Annotated in this window: 13 protein-coding genes and 1 other RNA gene; 4 read left to right on the top strand and 10 right to left on the bottom strand. The window is 72.0% G+C overall.

From position 1 onward, the window contains the following. Positions 1-46: 46 nt before the first annotated feature. The 9 genes from gcvP to E5198_RS12790 form a co-directional block, all read right to left on the bottom strand. Positions 47-2,917 carry an aminomethyl-transferring glycine dehydrogenase gene (gene gcvP, locus E5198_RS12830; RefSeq protein ID WP_136490391.1) on the bottom strand — a complete coding sequence of 957 codons (2,871 nt, stop codon included), beginning with the start codon at positions 2,915-2,917 and terminating at the stop codon, positions 47-49. 106 nt (positions 2,918-3,023) lie between these two features. Next, on the bottom strand, positions 3,024-3,407 hold the full coding sequence (gene gcvH, locus E5198_RS12825; RefSeq protein WP_136490390.1) for a glycine cleavage system protein GcvH: 384 nt from the start codon (positions 3,405-3,407) through the stop codon (positions 3,024-3,026). Positions 3,408-3,506: 99 nt separating this feature from the next. Continuing rightward, positions 3,507-4,592: a glycine cleavage system aminomethyltransferase GcvT gene (gene gcvT, locus E5198_RS12820; protein ID WP_136490389.1), complete on the bottom strand. Its 1,086-nt coding sequence runs from the start codon at positions 4,590-4,592 to the stop codon at positions 3,507-3,509. 89 nt (positions 4,593-4,681) lie between these two features. Further along, positions 4,682-6,298, bottom strand: coding sequence for an iron ABC transporter permease (locus E5198_RS12815; protein WP_136490388.1), 1,617 nt, complete (start codon positions 6,296-6,298; stop codon positions 4,682-4,684). A 139-nt stretch (positions 6,299-6,437) separates the two neighbouring features. After that, complete coding sequence (locus tag E5198_RS12810; RefSeq protein WP_136490387.1) at positions 6,438-7,439, bottom strand: extracellular solute-binding protein; 1,002 nt, start codon at positions 7,437-7,439, stop codon at positions 6,438-6,440. A gap of 76 nt (positions 7,440-7,515) precedes the next feature. After that, complete coding sequence (locus tag E5198_RS12805; RefSeq protein WP_136490386.1) at positions 7,516-8,766, bottom strand: 2-octaprenyl-3-methyl-6-methoxy-1,4-benzoquinol hydroxylase; 1,251 nt, start codon at positions 8,764-8,766, stop codon at positions 7,516-7,518. A gap of 47 nt (positions 8,767-8,813) precedes the next feature. Then, positions 8,814-10,019 (bottom strand): 2-octaprenyl-6-methoxyphenyl hydroxylase, encoded by a 1,206-nt coding sequence (gene ubiH / locus E5198_RS12800; RefSeq protein WP_136490385.1) that lies wholly within the window; start codon positions 10,017-10,019, stop codon positions 8,814-8,816. A gap of 3 nt (positions 10,020-10,022) precedes the next feature. Further along, positions 10,023-11,357 (bottom strand): Xaa-Pro aminopeptidase, encoded by a 1,335-nt coding sequence (pepP, locus tag E5198_RS12795; protein ID WP_136490384.1) that lies wholly within the window; start codon positions 11,355-11,357, stop codon positions 10,023-10,025. Between the two features lie 19 nt (positions 11,358-11,376). Then, positions 11,377-11,940 carry a UPF0149 family protein gene (locus tag E5198_RS12790; RefSeq protein WP_136490383.1) on the bottom strand — a complete coding sequence of 188 codons (564 nt, stop codon included), beginning with the start codon at positions 11,938-11,940 and terminating at the stop codon, positions 11,377-11,379. Positions 11,941-12,087: 147 nt separating this feature from the next. Between E5198_RS12790 and E5198_RS12785 the strand changes: the two genes are divergently transcribed. From E5198_RS12785 to E5198_RS12770, 4 genes are all read left to right on the top strand, one after another. Continuing rightward, on the top strand, positions 12,088-12,297 hold the full coding sequence (locus tag E5198_RS12785; RefSeq protein ID WP_136490382.1) for a TIGR02449 family protein: 210 nt from the start codon (positions 12,088-12,090) through the stop codon (positions 12,295-12,297). Beyond that, entirely contained in the window at positions 12,294-12,614 is a 321-nt protein-coding gene (locus E5198_RS12780) for a cell division protein ZapA (protein ID WP_136490381.1), read from the top strand. The genes E5198_RS12785 and E5198_RS12780 overlap by 4 nt, the downstream gene beginning before the upstream one ends. Before the next feature lie 31 nt (positions 12,615-12,645). Next, a non-coding RNA gene (gene ssrS / locus E5198_RS12775) (6S RNA) lies at positions 12,646-12,823 on the top strand. 112 nt (positions 12,824-12,935) lie between these two features. Then, positions 12,936-13,592 carry a 5-formyltetrahydrofolate cyclo-ligase gene (locus E5198_RS12770; RefSeq protein WP_136490380.1) on the top strand — a complete coding sequence of 219 codons (657 nt, stop codon included), beginning with the start codon at positions 12,936-12,938 and terminating at the stop codon, positions 13,590-13,592. A gap of 327 nt (positions 13,593-13,919) precedes the next feature. On the opposite strand, the gene E5198_RS12765 is transcribed toward E5198_RS12770, so the two are convergent. Next, on the bottom strand, positions 13,920-14,604 hold a 685-nt coding region (locus E5198_RS12765; protein ID WP_136490379.1), incomplete at its 5' end, for a CDP-6-deoxy-delta-3,4-glucoseen reductase.

Genomic DNA, 14,604 nt, shown 5'->3' with positions numbered 1-14,604 from the left:
CAGACGCCGAGGCCGCCCGCGGGCGGCCTCGGCGTTCATGCCCCGCTCACTCGCGGCCGGCGTCCACCGGCACGCAGGCGCAGAACAGGTGGCGGTCGCCGTAGACGTTGTCGACCCGGTTGACCGCCGGCCAGTACTTGCACGCCCGGGTGTGTGCGCTGGGGGTCACCGCCTCGGCGATGCTGTAGGGCCGCTCCCAGACGCCGGTGACGTCGGCCAGGGTGTGCGGTGCGCGCTTGAGCGGGTTGTCGTCCGCCGGCCACTCGCCGGACTCGACCTTCGCGATCTCGGCGCGGATGCCCAGCATGGCCTCGACGAAGCGGTCCAGCTCGGCCTTCGACTCGCTCTCGGTGGGCTCGATCATCAACGTGCCGGGCACCGGGAAAGACATGGTCGGCGCATGGAAGCCGTAGTCCATCAGGCGCTTGGCGATGTCCTCCTCGCTGATCCCGCTGGACGCCTTGAGCGGGCGCAGGTCGATGATGCACTCGTGGGCCACCCGGCCGTTGCGGCCGCTGTAGAGCACCGGGTAGGCCTCGGCGAGGCGCGTCGCCAGGTAGTTGGCGTTGAGGATCGCCACCTCGGTGGCCTCCTGCAGCTGCGGGCCCATCAGGGCGATGTACATCCAGCTGATCGGCAGGATGCTGGCGCTGCCCCAGGGCGCGGCGCTGACCGCGCCGTTGCCGGGCAGCGGGCCGTCCAGCTCCACCACCGGGTGGTTGGCGAGGAACGGCGCCAGGTGCGCCTTGACGCCGATCGGGCCCATGCCCGGGCCGCCGCCGCCGTGGGGGATGCAGAAGGTCTTGTGCAGGTTCATGTGCGCCACGTCGGCGCCGATGTCGGCCGGCCGGCTGAGGCCGACCTGGGCGTTGAGGTTGGCGCCGTCCATGTACACCTGGCCGCCGTGGGCGTGCACCCGTGCGCAGATCTCGCGGATGCCCTCCTCGAACACGCCGTGGGTGGAGGGGTAGGTGATCATCAGGCAGGACAGCCGCTCGCCGGCCGCCGCGGCCTTGGCCTCGAGGTCGGCGAGGTCGACGTTGCCGGTCCTGTCGCAGGCCACCACCACCACCCGCAGGCCGGCCATGCTGGCGGTGGCCGGGTTGGTGCCGTGCGCCGAGGCGGGAATCAGGCAGATGTCGCGCTGCGTCTCGCCGCGGCTGGCGTGGTAGTGCTGGATCGCCAAGAGGCCGGCGTACTCGCCCTGCGCGCCGGAGTTGGGCTGCATGCTGATGGCGTCGAAGCCGGTGATCGCGCACAGCCAGCCTTCCAGCTCGCCGATCATCCGCTGGTAGCCGCGCGCCTGCTCGCGCGGCACGAAGGGGTGCAGGCTGGCGAACTCGGGCCAGCTGACCGGCAGCATCTCGCTGGTGGCGTTGAGCTTCATGGTGCAGGAACCGAGCGGGATCATCGCCTGGTTGAGCGCCAGGTCGCGGCCCTCCAGCTGGCGCAGGTAGCGCAGCATCTCGGTCTCGCTGTGGTGGCTGTTGAACACCGGATGCTCGAGGAAGCCGGAGGTGCGCGCCAGATCGGCGGGAATGCCGGCAGGCAGCGCCGGGTCGTCGGCCAGCGCGGCGAGGTCGATGCCATGGTCGGCGCCGAGGAAGATCTGCGCCAGCCGCTCGACGGTGTCCAGGCTGCAGGTCTCGTCGAGGCTGAGGCCGAGCTGGCCGCGGCCGAGGATGCGCAGGTTGATCCGCGCCGCAGCGGCGCTCTCGAGGATCGCCTGCTGGGCGCCGCCGACTTCGAGGGTCAGGGTGTCGAAGAACTGCCGGTTGCGGCGGGCGATGCCGCCCTGCTCGAGTGCCGCGGCGAGGATCGCGGTGAGCCGCTGCACCCGCCCGGCGATGCGCTTGAGGCCATGCGGCCCGTGATAGACGGCGTAGAAGCCGGCCATGTTGGCCAGCAGCGCCTGCGCGGTGCAGATGTTGGAGTTGGCCTTCTCGCGGCGGATGTGCTGCTCGCGGGTCTGCAGCGCCATGCGCAGGGCGACGTTGCCGCGCGCGTCCCTGGACACGCCGATGATGCGTCCCGGCATGGCGCGCTTGAACTCGTCGCGGCAGGCGAAGAAGGCCGCGTGCGGGCCGCCGTAGCCCATCGGCACGCCGAAGCGCTGGGCGCTGCCCAGGGCGATGTCGGCGCCCAGCTCGCCGGGCGGGGTGAGCAGCACCAGGGCGAGCAGGTCGCAGGCCACGCAGGCCAGCGCCTGCTGGGCGTGCAGCTGCGCGATCAGCGGGCGCAGGTCGCGGATCTCGCCGTGGCTGTCGGGGTACTGCAGCAGCGCGCCGAACACCTGGTGCCGGCCGAGCTGCTCCGGGCTGTCGATCACCAGCTCGAAGCCGAAGCCGGCGGCGCGGGTCTGCAGCACCGAGAGGGTCTGCGGATGGCAGTTCTCGTCGACGAAGAAGCGGTTGCTGGCGCTCTTCGCCACCCGGCGGGCCATGGCCATGGCCTCGGCGGCGGCGGTGGCCTCGTCGAGCAGCGAGGCACTGGCCAGCTCGAGGCCGGTCAGGTCGCAGGTCAGCTGCTGGAAGTTGAGCAGCGCCTCCAGGCGGCCTTGGGAGATCTCCGGCTGGTAGGGCGTGTAGGCGGTGTACCAGCCGGGATTTTCCAGCACGTTGCGCAGGATCACCGGCGGCGTGTGGGTGGCGTAGTAGCCCATGCCGATCAGGCTGGTCCACAGCTCGTTCTGTTCGGCATGGCTGCGCAGGCGGGCCAGCGCGGCCTGCTCGTCGAGCGCCGGCGGCAGCGCCAGCGGGCCGGCCAGGCGGATCGCCGGCGGCACGCTCTGACCGATCAGCTCGGCGCGGTCGGCGACCCCGAGGGCGGCGAGCATGGCGCGCTGCTCGGCGGCATCGGGGCCGATATGGCGATGGAGGAAGGCTTCGGGCTGCAGCAGGTCGCTGGGGCGGGACATGGCACGGACTCCGGAACGGGGGTCCGGCCGCTCCGGCAGCCGGACAGGCGTTTGGCGCGGAGCCGGCAGCCCCGCCGGCAGGCGCGGGCCACCGGCGGGAGGGGGATCAGGCGTCGCAGCTGGCCTGGTAGGCGGCGGCGTCGAGCAGCTGGTCGAGGTCGCTGGCGCTGGCCGGCTGCAGCTTGAAGAACCAGGCGCCGTAGGGGTCGCCGTTGATGCTTTCCGGCGCGTCGGCCAGCGCCTCGTTGACCGCGATCACGGTGCCGGCGACCGGCGCGTAGATGTCCGAGGCGGCCTTCACCGACTCGACCACGCCGGCCTGCTCGCCGGCGGCCAGCGCCTTGCCGACTTCCGGCAGTTCGACGAAGACCACGTCGCCGAGGGCTTCCTGGGCGTGGTCGGTGATGCCCACGGTGACGCTGCCGTCCTGTTCCAGGCGGGCCCATTCGTGGCTGGCGGCATAACGCAGTTCGGCGGGAGTGTTGCTCATTGTTGGATTCCTTGTTCGATTCGGCGCCGGGGCGGCACCCGCGGAGAATGTGCGCTCAACAGTACAGGGACGCGGTCGGCGCGGCTACGTCCCGCGCCCTCAGATCAGCGGCTTGCCGTGACGCACGAAGCTCGGCTTGACCACCCGCACCGGGTACCACTTGCCGCGGATCTCCACCTCGGCGCGCTCGCCGGTGCCGGCCGGCACGCGGGCCAGGGCGATGGCCTTGCCGAGGGTCGGCGAGAAGCTGCCGCTGGTGATCTCGCCGTCGCCGATGCCGGCCACGCGCACCACCTGGTGGGCGCGCAGCACGCCGCGCTCCTCGAGCACCAGGCCGACCAGTTTGGTCTCGGCGCCGCCGCCGTCGCGCTGCGCCTGCAGGGCGGCGCGGCCGATGAAGTCGCGCTCGGCCGGCTGCCAGGCGATGGTCCAGGCGAGGTTGGCGGCCATCGGCGTCACCGTCTCGTCCATGTCCTGGCCGTACAGGTTGAGGCCGGCCTCGAGGCGCAGGGTGTCGCGCGCGCCGAGACCGGCCGGGGTGATGCCGGCGCCGACCAGGTCGTTGAGGAAGCCCGGCGCCTCGGCGGCCGGCAGCATGATCTCCAGGCCGTCCTCGCCGGTGTAGCCGGTGCGGGCGATGAACCAGTCGCCCTCGGCCTGGCCGTGGAACGGCTTGAGGGCGCGGATCAGCGCGGCGCGCGGCGGGGTGACCAGCGCGGCGCAGCGCTCCAGGGCGTGCGGGCCCTGTACGGCGAGCATGGCCAGGTCGTCGCGCTCGCGGATCTCGACGGCGAAGCCCTCGGCCTGCGCCTGCAGCCAGGCGAGGTCCTTGGCGCGGGTGGCGGCGTTGACCACCAGGCGGTAGCCGCCCGCGCTGCGGTAGACGATCAGGTCGTCGATCACCCCGCCCTCGGGGTTGAGCATCAGGCTGTACAGCCCCTTGCCGACCGCATCGAGGCGCGCCACGTCGTTGGCCAGCAGGCGGCGCAGGTACTCCCCGGCCTGGGGCCCGGCGACGTCCACCACGGTCATGTGCGAGACGTCGAAGACCCCGCAGTCGCTGCGCACCTGATGGTGCTCCTCGACTTGCGAACCGTAGTGCAGCGGCATGTCCCAGCCGCCGAAGTCGACCATCTTGGCGCCCAGCGCCACGTGCAGATCATGGAGGGGTGTACGCTGTCCCATGGGAACCTCTTCCGGGCCTCGAATGGCGGGCATTGTAGCCGCAAATCCGCCAGCGGACATGCGCCCGGTCAGCCCGCCGGCCGGCGCGCTCAGCCGTAGCGGCGCGCCGAGCGGCGGATCAGGCCGATCACCGGCAGCAGGCCGACCAGCACCAGGGTCAGCGCCGGCAGCGCGGCGCGCGCCCACTCGCCCTCGCTGGTCATCTCGAATACCCGCACCGCCAGGGTGTCCCAGCCGAACGGACGCATCAGCAGGGTCGCCGGCATCTCCTTGAGCACGTCGACGAACACCAGCAGCGCCGCGCTGAGTACGCCGGGCACCAGGAGCGGCAGGTAGACCCGGCCGAACAGGCGCACGCCGCCGACCCCCAGGCTGCGCGAGGCCTCCGGCAGCGACGGGCGGATGCGCGCCAGGCTGCCCTCCAGCGGGCCGTAGGCCACCGCCATGAAGCGGATCAGGTAGGCCAGCAGCAGCGCCGCCAGGCTGCCCAGCAGCAGCGGCTTGCCGGCGCCGCCGAGGGCGCCGGACAGCGGGATGACCAGGTGGCGGTCCAGCCAGCTGAAGGCCAGCATGATCGACACCGCCAGCACCGAGCCGGGCAGCGCGTAGCCGAGGTTGGCCAGGCCGACCAGCGCCTGCATGCGCCGGGTCGGCGCCAGGCGGCGGGCGAAGGCCAGCAGCAGGGCCAGGGCCACGGTGATCGCCGCGGCCAGCGCGCCGAGGTAGAGGGTGTGCAGGATCAGGCCGACGTAGCGCTCGTCGAGGTCGAAGCGCCCGCGCTGCCAGAACCAGGCCAGCAACTGCAGCACGGGGACGACGAAGGCGCAGGCGAACACCAGGCCGCACCAGGCGCTGGCGGCGAAGGCGCGGGCGCCGCGCAGGTGGTAGAGCGCCGCGCTGCGCGCACGCTCGTTGCCGGGCCGGCTGGCGCCGCGGGCGCGGCGCTCGCCCCACAGCAGGACCATCACCGCCAGCAGCAGCAGGCTGGCCAGCTGGGTGGCGCCGGACAGGCTGTAGAAGCCGTACCAGGTCTTGTAGATGGCGGTGGTGAAGGTGTCGAAGTTGAACACCGACACCGCGCCGAAGTCGGCCAGGGTCTCCATCAGCGCCAGCGCCAGGCCGGCGCCGATCGCCGGGCGCGCCACCGGCAGCGCCACCCGCCAGAACGCCTGCCAGGGCGACAGGCCGAGCACCCGCGCCGCCTCCATCAGGCCCTTGCCCTGGGCGAGGAAGGCGTTGCGCGCCAGCAGGTAGACGTAGGGATAGAACACCAGCACCAGCACCAGGATCACCCCGCCGGTGGAGCGCACCCGGGGCAGGCGCAGGCCGCTGCCGAACCACTCGCGCAGCAGGCTCTGCACCGGCCCGGCGAAGTCGAGCAGGCCGACGAAGACGAACGCCAGCACGTAGGCGGGAATGGCGAAGGGCAGCATCAGCGCCCAGTCCAGCCACTTGCGGCCGGGGAACTCGCACAGCGCGGTGAGCCAGGCCAGGCTGACGCCGAGCAGGGTCACGCCGACGCCGACGCCGAGCACCAGGCTCAGGGTGTTGCCGAGCAGGCGCGGCATCTGGGTGTCCCACAGGTGACTCCAGATCTCGCCGTCCACTTCGCCCCAGCTCAGCAGCAGGACGCTGAGCGGCAGCAGGACCAGGGCGGCGATGGCCGCGGCGGGCGGATACCAGCGGCGTTGGGCGGAATGGGCCACGCAGACTCCTTGGCAGACAGGACACGGGATCGGGCGGGCCGGATCATGCAAGTCTCATGCACAGCCATGCGCCATCCCCAAACGAAAACGCCCCGGCTGGGCGGCCGGGGCGTCGAGTATAACCAAAGGCGGACGGGAATCAGTTCCAGCCGGCGCGATCCATCAGGCGGATCGCCTCGGCCTGGCGCTTGCCGGCCACTTCCACCGGGATGCTGTCGGCCTTGAACTCGCCCCAGGCGGCCACCTCGGCGGACGGCTTGACCTGCGGGTTGGCCGGGTACTCCTGGTTGACCCCGGCGAACACGCCCTGGGCTTCGGCGCTGGTCATCCACTCCAGCAGCTGCTGCGCCTGCTCGGCGTGCGGGGCGTACTTGGTCACGCCGGCACCGGCCAGGTTGACGTGCACGCCGCGGTCGGCCTGGTTCGGCCAGAACAGCTTGGCCTTGAGGTCCGGCTTCTGCTGGTGCAGGCGGCCGTAGTAGTAGGTGTTGACGATGCCGACGTCGCACTGGCCGGCGTCGATGGCCTGGATCAGCGCGGTGTCGTCGGCGAACGGGTCGGTGGCCAGGTTGGCGACCCAGCCCTTGACGATCTGCTCGGCCTTCTCGGCGCCGTGGGTCTCGATCAGGGTGGCGGTCAGCGACTGGTTGTAGACCTTCTTGCTCGAGCGCAGGCACAGGCGGCCTTCCCAGTTCTTGTCGGCCAGCGCCTCGTAGGTGCTCAGTTCGGCCGGCTTGACCCGCTCGGTGGAGTAGACGATGGTCCGTGCGCGCAGCGACAGGCCGGTCCAGGCGCCAGTGCTGGAGCGGTACTGGCTGGGGATGTTGGCCTCGATGACCTTGGACTGCAGCGGCTTGAGCACGCCTTCCTGCTCGGCCTGCCAGAGGTTGCCGGCATCCACGGTGATCAGCAGGTCGGCCGGAGTGTTCTCGCCCTCGGCCTTCAGGCGCGCCAGCAGCGGCGCTTCCTTGTCGGTGATGAACTTGACCTTGACCCCGGTCTTGGCGGTGTACTGGTCGAACACCGGCTTGATCAACTCGTCGATGCGCGCCGAATAGACCACGACCTCGTCGGCTGCCTGCACGGTACCGGCCAGGGTGGTCAGCGCCAGGGCCGCCAGGATCTTCTTGTTTGCCTGCATGGAACACGCCTCGTAGGGGGTTGAGTTGGGCAAATGATAGTTACTAGCATTTGCCATAACAACCCGCAACATGCCTTCAGGCACGCATTTTTTGCTCCCGATCAAGCCCCTCGGCCCACGCCAGCGCCGGCAGATCGCCGGACAGGCCCAGCGCCTGGCGCACGAACAGGCCCTTGGCCTCGTGGTGGCCGTCCATCAGGCGCAGGCCGGCGTTGCGCAGCCAGCGCAGCGGCAGCTGGTCGGTCTGGAACAGGCGCTCGAAGCCCTCCATGGCCGCCATCATCGCCAGGTTGTGCGGCATGCGCCGGCGCTCGAAGCGCCCCAGCACGCGCGCATCGGCCAGCTGCTCGCCGCGCGCGCGGGCGTGCAGCAGCACCTCGGCCAGGGTGGCGGCGTCGAGGAAGCCGAGGTTGACCCCCTGCCCGGCCAGCGGGTGGATGACGTGGGCGGCGTCGCCGATCAGCGCCAGGCCCGGCTCGACGTAGCGCTTGGCGTGGCGCTGGCGCAGCGGGATGCACAGGCGCGGATCGACCTGCAGCACGGCGCCTAGGCGCTGTTCGAAGGCGCGGCCCAATGCCTGGGCGAAGGCGGCATCGTCCAGCGCCATCAGCCGCTCGGCCTCGGCCGGGGTGCACGACCAGACGATCGAGCACCAGTGGCGGTCGCCGCCCCTGTCGAGCGGCAGGAAGGCCAGCGGACCGTCGTCGGTGAAGCGCTGCCAGGCGGTGGCCTGATGCGGCTGCTCGCAACGCACGCTGGTGACTATGGCCTGGTGCAGGTAGTCCCACTCGCGGGTCGCGCAGCCGGCCAGGCGGCGCACCGCCGAATGAGCGCCATCGGCGGCGACCAGCAGCGGCGTGCGCAGCTCGCGGCCGTCGGCCAACTGCAGCAGCCAGCCGCTGCCGGAGCGGCGCAGCTGCTCGAGGCGGGCATGGGCGAGCAGCTCGACGCCGCTGTCCTGCAGCCGTTCGAGCAGGGCGTCCTGCACCACGCGGTTCTCGACGATGTGGCCGAGCACCGCGGCGTGCACGCTGGCGGCGGAAAAGTGGATCTGTCCGGTGCCGGAGCCGTCCCACACCTGCATCGCCGTGTAGGGCGCGGCGCGCCGCGCGAGGATGCCCTCCCAGGCGCCGAGACGGGCGAGGATGCGCCGGCTGGCCTCGGACAGCGCGCTGACCCGCGGCTCGAAGGGCGCGGTCGGGTCGAAGGGCGCCGGCTCCAGCGCGCCGCCGTCGACCAGCAGGATGCGCAGGCCGCTGCCGGCCAGGGCCAGCGCCAGGCTGCTGCCGACCATGCCGGCGCCGACGATGATCAGGTCTGCGTGCATCGGGTGCTCCTCGCGCCCGGCCAGCGGCGGGCGCCTGTGAAGTGGTGTCAGGGCCGGGTGCCCAGGCCCATGGCCTGGCGGGCGAACCAGTGCTTGGCCGGCGGCAGCAGGTCGAGCGCCAGCAGGCCGAGGTGGCGGACGTCGCTCAGGCCGGCGCGCTCGTGGGAGAACAGCCGGGTGACCCGGTCGGAAAAGCCCACGGTCAGCGTCTGGTCGAGGCGCTGGCCGGCCAGGTAGCGCTGCAGCACGCCCAGCTCGCCAAGCGCTGCGTCATCCTGCAGCAGGGTCTCGGCCAGCGCCATGACGTCGCGCAAGGAAAGGTTGTAGCCCTGTCCGGCGATCGGGTGCAGGCCGTGGGCGGCGTTGCCGAGCACCACCAGGTGGCGGCGCACCTGCTCCTCGGCCTCGAGCAGCGCCAGCGGGTAGCTGTGCCGCGCGCCGACCCTGCGCAGGGCGCCGAGGCGGTAGCCGAAGGCCCGCTGCAGCTCGGCGAGGAAGGCGCGCTCGTCGAGCGCGGCGAGGCGCGCGGCATCGGCGTCGGGGCGGGTCCACACCAGCGCGCAGCGGTCGTCGGCCAGCGGCAGCAGGGCCATCGGCCCGTCGCTGGTGAAGCGCTCGAAGGCCTCGCCGCGATGCGGCTCGCCGGGGGTGACGTTGGCGATCAGCGCGGTCTGCCCGTAGGGCGTGCGGCGCACGTGGATGCCCAGCTGCCGGCGCAGGTCCGAACGGCCGCCGTCGGCCAGCACCAGCAGCTCGCAGTCCAGCGGGCTGCCGTCGTCGAGGGTCAGCCGGTAGCCGCCGGTGCGCGCCTGCGCTGCGCTCACCCGCGCCGGACAGCGCCAGTCGATGCCAGCCTCGCCATGCAGCGCCTGCCACAGGCAGTGGCCGAGCCAGGCGTTCTCCACCACGTAGCCGAGCGCCGGCACGCCCTCCTCGTCTGCCGCCAGGCGGGTGGCGCCGAAGCGGCCGCGCTCGGAGACGTGGATGCGGGTGATCGGCTCGGCGCGCCCGGCGATGGCCGGCCACAGGCCGAGGCCCTCGTAGATCAGCCGGGTGCCGAACGACAGCGCCGAGCAGCGCGCGTCGTAGCTGGGCTGGAAGCCGTCGCCGGGGGCGTGCGGCTCGATCAGGCTGATCGTCCAGCCGCGCTCGCGCGCGCCGCCCTGCAGCAGGGCCAGCGCCAGGCTGGCGCCGACCAGGCCGCCGCCGACGATGGCGATACGGCCGGCACCGCCCTGTGCGTCCGTAGTCATGATTCAGGCCGCCTGGCTGCGCGCGGCAGCCATCAGCGCCTCGATCTCGGCGACCGTCTTCGGCACGCCGGCGGTGAGGATCTCGCAGCCGTCGGCGGTGACCACCACGTCGTCCTCGATGCGCACGCCGATGCCGCGCCAGCGCTCCGCGACGCTCTGGTTGTCGTGGGCGATGTAGATGCCCGGCTCGACGGTCAGGCACATGCCCGGCTCCAGCTCGCGCCACACGCCGCCGATCTTGTAGTCGCCGACGTCGTGCACGTCCATGCCCAGCCAGTGGCCGGCGCGGTGCATGTAGAACGGCTTGTAGGCCTCGCACTCGATCAGCTGGTCGACCTCGCCGGCCAGCAGGCCGAGCTCCACCAGCCCGGCGGTGATCACCCGCACGGTGGCCTCGTGGGCCTGGTTCCAGTGCTTGCCCGGGGCGATCTCGGCGAAGGCGGCGGTCTGGGCGGCGAGCACCAGCTCGTAGATGGCCTTCTGCTCGGCCGAGAAGCGCCCGCTGACCGGGAAGGTGCGGGTGATGTCGCTGGCGTAGCAGTCGATCTCGCAGCCGGCGTCGATCAGCACCAGGTCGCCGTCGCGCAGCGGCGCGTCGTTCTCGCGGTAGTGGAGGATGCAGGCGTTGCGGCCGCTGGCGACGATCGAGCCGTAGGCCGGCAGCTTCGCCCCGCCCTTGCGGAACTCGTAGTCCAGCTCGGCCTCCAGGTGGTACTCGGACAGTCCGGCGCGGCTGGCCTGCATGGCGCGCACATGGGCGCGCGCGGAGATCGCCGCGGCGGCCTTCATCACCTCGACCTCGGCCGGCGACTTGAACAGGCGCATGTCGTGCAGCAGGTGGTCGAGGGCGCCGAACTCGCTGGGCGGGGTGGCGCCCTGGCGGACCTTGCTGCGGATCGCGTTGATCCAGCCGACCAGCTGGCGGTCGAACTCGGGGTTGGCGCCGAGGGCGTAGTAGACCCGCGAGCGGCCCTCGATCAGCCCGGGGAGGATGTCGTCGATGTCGTCGATGGGGAAAGCGTCGTCGGCGCCGTAGTCGCGCACCGCACCTTCCTGGCCGGCGCGCAGGCCGTCCCACAGCTCGCGCTCGGGATTGCGCTCGCGGCAGAACAGCACGTACTCGCCGTGCTCGCGCCCGGGGATCAGCGCCAGCACCGCCTCCGGCTCGGGGAAGCCGGTCAGGTACTGGAAGTCGCTGTCCTGGCGGTAGTCGTACTCGACGTCGCGGTTGCGCACGTGCACCGGCGCGGCGGGCAGGATGGCGATGCTGCCCGGCACCATCTGCTGCATCAGCGCCTGGCGGCGGCGGGCGTACTCGGACTGGGCGATGCGGGTCATGGCGCGCCTCCTTGGCGGATCAGTGCAGGGAAGGTTTGGCGTCGGCGGCGGGCTTGACCGGCAGGCCGCCGCACTCGCTGAGCAGCAGCAGGGGCGCGACGCGCAGGTACTCCATCACCTCCATGTAGTCGTTCTCGGCGTCCTCGGACTCCTCCAGCGACTCCTCGATGCGGGCGATGGCGGCCAGGTCCTGGAGCACCTCGCCGGCCTCGGCGGACAGCTTGCCCTCGCGGGCGGTCAGGCCGAAGCCGGCGAGGAAGCCCTGGCACCACTGGCCCAGCGCCGCGGCGCGCTCGGCCAGCGGCGCCTCGTCGGCCGGCAGCAGCAGCACCAGCGACAGCTCGCCGCCCTCCAGCTCGCTCCTGACCATCGCCTGCAGGCCGAGCAGCGCCTGGCGCAGGCGCTCGTCGGGGGCGGCGTCGAGCAGCTCGGCGGCGGCGGCCAACCACAGGTCCGGGTCGAAGCCGGCGCCGGCGCAGGTGCGCCCGAGCAGCAGGCCGTGCAGCTCGGCGGGAGAGATGGACTGGCCGGAACCGGAAAGCAGGGCGGCGAAGGCGGAATAGGCGGAGGCAGGCAGGGACATGGCAGGCAGTCGGCACCGGGCGAAAGGACGGGAATCGTCGGCCAATGCTAGCACCGGCGCGCCGGCCAAGACCATCGGCAGCGGCCGGCGACCGTGCTGGTTGTGTTGTATAGTCAGACGATCATTCCGCGCCTCGAGCAAGAGCCCATGGAAGACGCCGACCTCAACGCCCTGGCGGCGAAGATCGATCAGCTGATCCACCTGGTCGAGCAGCTGAGCCTGGAAAACCACCAACTGCGGGCCAGCGAACAGCAGTGGCGCAGCGAGCGCGCACGCCTGATCGAGCAGAACGAACTGGCCCGGCACACGGTCGAATCGATGATTTCGCGCCTAAAAGCCCTGGAGCAGGACTCATGACCCAGCCGCAGACCGTCACCGTACAGATCCTCGACAAGGACTACCCCATCGCCTGTCCGCCGCAGCAGCGCGCCAACCTGGAAAGCGCCGCGCGCTACGTGGATGGCAAGATGCGCGAGATCCGCAACAGCGGCAAGGTGATCGGCGCCGACCGCATCGCCGTGCTCGCCGCGCTGAACATCGCCCACGAGCTGCTGCAGCGCGGCGCCGCGCCAGCGCAGCCGGCCGCCGGCGACACCCGCGAGCGGGTGCGCGAGCTGCTCGACAAGGTCGACCGCGCCCTGCAGGAGCGACCGCTGGAGCAACAACGGGGATGACAAGCCGGAAGTTTGCGGTAAACTCACCTCCAGCTCCCTGGTGTGTTGGCCAGTCGGTAATGTCCCTGAGCCGATTCACACAACCCGGGGGTTGCGTCTGGAAGCCGGTGTGCATGTCCGCCTGACGGAAAGCCTTAACGCTTCCTGCAACCTCCACCTTGAACTTTCGGGTTCAAGGGCTAATCCGACAGCGGCACTTCGGGGAGTCATGCCTACCTTCGGCCGGCGCCTGCGCACGGCCTGCGGCGACCGCCGCCTGCACTGCCGCTGCCCGTCCACCGACCGCCCGTCCCGGCCGGTCCGTATCCGCCAGCTTCCGCGATGATCCACGCCGACCAGCACTCCCGTCCCGCCCTGCGCCGCCTGCTGCGCGCCAGGCGCCGCGCCCTGAGCCCGGCCGAGCAGCGCCAGGCCGCCCGCGACCTGTACCGCCAGCTGGCCCAGCACCCGCTGTTCCGCCGCGCCCGCCACATCGCCCTGTACCTGCCCAACGACGGCGAGATCGACCCCGTGCACCTGCGGCGCGAGGCGCAGCGCCGCGGCAAGCAGGTCTACCTGCCGCTGCTGGCGCACTGGCCGCGCACCCACATGGTGTTCCAGCGCCTGGAGGCCGGCGAGACGCTGCGCCGCAACCGCTTCCGCATCCCCGAGCCGCAGCCCTGCCCGGCGCGCCAGCGCAAGCCCTGGGCGCTGGACCTGCTGCTGCTGCCGCTGGTGGGCTTCGACGACGACGGCGGCCGCCTGGGCATGGGTGGCGGCTTCTACGACCGCGCCCTGGCCTACCGCCTGCGCCACCGCAACTGGCAGAAGCCGGTGCTGCTCGGCCTGGCGCACGCCTGCCAGCAGGTCGACCGCCTGCCGCTGGAAAGCTGGGACGTGCCGCTGCACGCCACCGTGACCGACCGCGGCTGGCACGCCGGCTGCCGGCGCGAGGAACTGGAAGAGGCGCTCGCCGGCCAGCCGCGGCGCCAGCGCTGAGCGCGGGCGCCGCGCAGGTTCAGCGGAGGCGGGAAGGGATATCGCGGGGCGGCAGCCGACTCACGGCCACCACAGGCTCTGCGCGTAGCTGGTGGTCACCACCCCCAGGCCGAACAGGCAGACCAGCACCCACAGCAGGTCGGGTTTCTTGCGCAGTTGCATCTCGGATGCCTCTCCCTCGCAGGCAAGCAGAAGTGCGATTCGCCGCGACTGGCGAACGGGTCCGGAGTCGGACCGCGCGCATTCTCCGGCAAGCGCGGGCACCATGCAATTTGTCCATGCAACCGGTGGTCGGCTCGACTCCGCCGCGCTCCCGGCCGCCGCGATTCAGGCCGGACGCGGCGCGTAGGCGAACACGTCGGCGCGCATCTGGTGCGCGTCCATGCCGGCCTCGACCAGCGCATCCAGCGTGGCGTAGACCATCGCCGGCGAGCCGCTGGCGTACACGTGCAGGCCGCGCAGGTCGGCGAAATCGGCGCGCACCGACTGGTGCAGCAGGCCGCAGCGCCCGCTCCAGCCGTCGTCCGGCTGCGGGTCGCTGACCACCTGGTGGAGGAACAGGTTGGGCAGGCTCCGCCACTCCTCCCACACCGGCAGGCGGTAGAAGTCCTGCGGGCGGCGCACGCCCCAGTACAAATGCACCGGATGGGCGAAGCCGCTGGCGCGGCAGTGCTCGATCAGGCTGTGCATCTGCGCCAGGCCCGTGCCGGCGGCGAGCAGCAGCAAGGGGCCCGCGGGCAACTCGGCCAGGTGGCAGTCGCCGAACGGCAGCTGCACGCGGGCCAGACCGTTCGCGCGGATCTCGTCGAGCAGCGCGCGGGTCGCCTCGTCGCGGGCGAGGATGTGCAGCTCCAGTTCGCGCCCGGCGTGCGGCGCCGAGGCGATGGAGAAGGCCGCCGGGCGCCCCCCGGCGCGCTCGAGCAGCAGGTACTGGCCGGCGTGGTAGCGCGGCGGCTTGCCGGCCGGGGCGCGCAGGCGCAGGCGGAACACGTCGCCGCCGAGCGCCTCGCAG

It is taken from the genome of Pseudomonas sp. A-1 (assembly GCF_004801855.1).
Taxonomy (GTDB): domain Bacteria; phylum Pseudomonadota; class Gammaproteobacteria; order Pseudomonadales; family Pseudomonadaceae; genus Geopseudomonas.
Note: the sequence above shows the minus strand (reverse complement) of the source record. Positions and strands in the feature narration are given on the sequence as shown.